Source organism: Finegoldia magna, from assembly GCF_018371055.1.
In the GTDB taxonomy this organism is placed as follows: domain Bacteria; phylum Bacillota; class Clostridia; order Tissierellales; family Peptoniphilaceae; genus Finegoldia; species Finegoldia magna_I.
Genome location: NZ_JAGYZD010000316.1, coordinates 1 through 1,567, shown reverse-complemented (window position 1 = coordinate 1,567; position 1,567 = coordinate 1). Strand labels below are relative to the sequence as shown.

Sequence of the window (1,567 nt, the reverse complement as noted above, 5' to 3'; positions counted from 1 at the left end):
TATATTACAATGTTATTAATAAAGATAAGTAGAAATGATGATTAAAATGAGTAGGAAAAAGATTGTAGGATATATTTCTGCTATTATAGGTTTTTTGTTAGTGTTTGCACCAAAATTTATAACACCCGTTTGTCCTCCTATGGAAAATGGGATGTTCATGAAATGCCATTGGATGGGAAATATGACTATAGGTATTGGAGCAGTCATTTTAGTATTAGCAATTATTCTTATTGTAGTTAAAGATTCAAAAATATCTTTAGGATTATCTATTTCAAATATAGCAATTGGTATTTTAGAGATACTGAACGCTCATGTACTTATTGGTGGATGCATGAAAGCCGATATGGCTTGCAGAGCAAAAACCATTCCGCTTTGCACATTGTTGTCAGGCATATTGGTTTTAGTTAATATTTATTATTGTATTAAAGAAAGAAATTCATAATGGAATCAATAATTAAAACTGAAAATTTAAGCAAGAGTTTTAAGAGAGGTTCTAATACACTTTTTGCAGTTAAAAATGTAAACTTTACCTTGGAAGAGGGAGATTTTGTCAATATAATTGGCAGAAGTGGTTCAGGGAAGTCAACTTTTTTAAATCTTTTGTCTGGTTTATTAAAACCGACTGAAGGTAAAATTTTTGCTAAGGGCAAAGATATGAGTGATTTTTCTGATAGAGAAATTAGCAAATATAGGAATGAAATCATAGGTTTTGTGCCACAAAGTCTAGGAACACTTCCAAATTTAAATGTTTTAGAGAATGTGTCTCTTCCTTATTATCTATTTAAAAGAGATGATTCTGCTTATGAAAAAGCAGCTATGCTACTTGATGAGATGGGAATTTTGCATTTGAAAGATGATTTTCCTAAAAATTTATCTGGAGGAGAGCTAAAAAGAGTGCTGATAGCCAGATCTATGATTAATTCGCCGGAACTTTTGATTTTAGATGAGCCTACAAGTGATTTGGATAAAAATACTACTATGGAGATAATGGACTTATTAAAAAAAATAAATTCTAAAGGTACTGCACTTATTATAGTTACTCATGAGCTTGATATTTTAAAATATGGCAATACACTTTGCCAAATGGAAGATGGAAGTTTAATAAAAAAAGAGGGATAGAGATGAATTTATTAAAGAAAAGGACTAGCATTTTCGCAATGATAGTAGTCATTATTAGCCTCACTTTCACGCCTGCCTTTGCAGCAGAAACAAATTATGCTAACTGGGTTGAAGTCGCTGATGCTATGTCAGAACATTTACAAAAAGCTGTGGAAGTTTACAAGCCTGGAGATAAGGATGCTAAAAAAGCAGCCACAGATGCAGTTAATGTAGCTTACTTTAAATTCTATGAAAAAATTGGATTTGAAAAAACAACTATGTCTGCAATTTCAGGCCAAAGGGGTTCAATGGTTGAACATCAATTTTACAGAGCAAAAAATTCTATCAAAGAAGATGCAGACCCAAAAGAAGTTAAAGATGAAATTGATGCACTTATAACTTATCTTCATGAAGATGATCATACTCTTGATGTAACCTCTGGAGATTCTAAGTCCAGTGGTCAAAGTCA

The 1,567-nt window shown here is 31.8% G+C and carries 2 protein-coding genes and 1 pseudogene; all 3 read left to right on the top strand.

Annotation, left to right across the window (positions count from 1 at the left end):
• The first annotated feature begins 46 nt into the window (after positions 1-46).
• Positions 47-442, top strand: a complete 396-nt coding sequence (locus KHW44_RS09505) for a DUF4418 family protein (RefSeq protein ID WP_002837689.1) — start codon at positions 47-49, stop codon at positions 440-442.
• Complete coding sequence (locus tag KHW44_RS09500) at positions 442-1,119, top strand: ABC transporter ATP-binding protein (protein WP_019124881.1); 678 nt, start codon at positions 442-444, stop codon at positions 1,117-1,119. The genes KHW44_RS09505 and KHW44_RS09500 overlap by 1 nt, the downstream gene beginning before the upstream one ends.
• Positions 1,120-1,121: 2 nt before the next feature.
• Positions 1,122-1,567 (top strand): annotated as a pseudogene (locus tag KHW44_RS09495) (iron transporter); the annotation flags it as partial.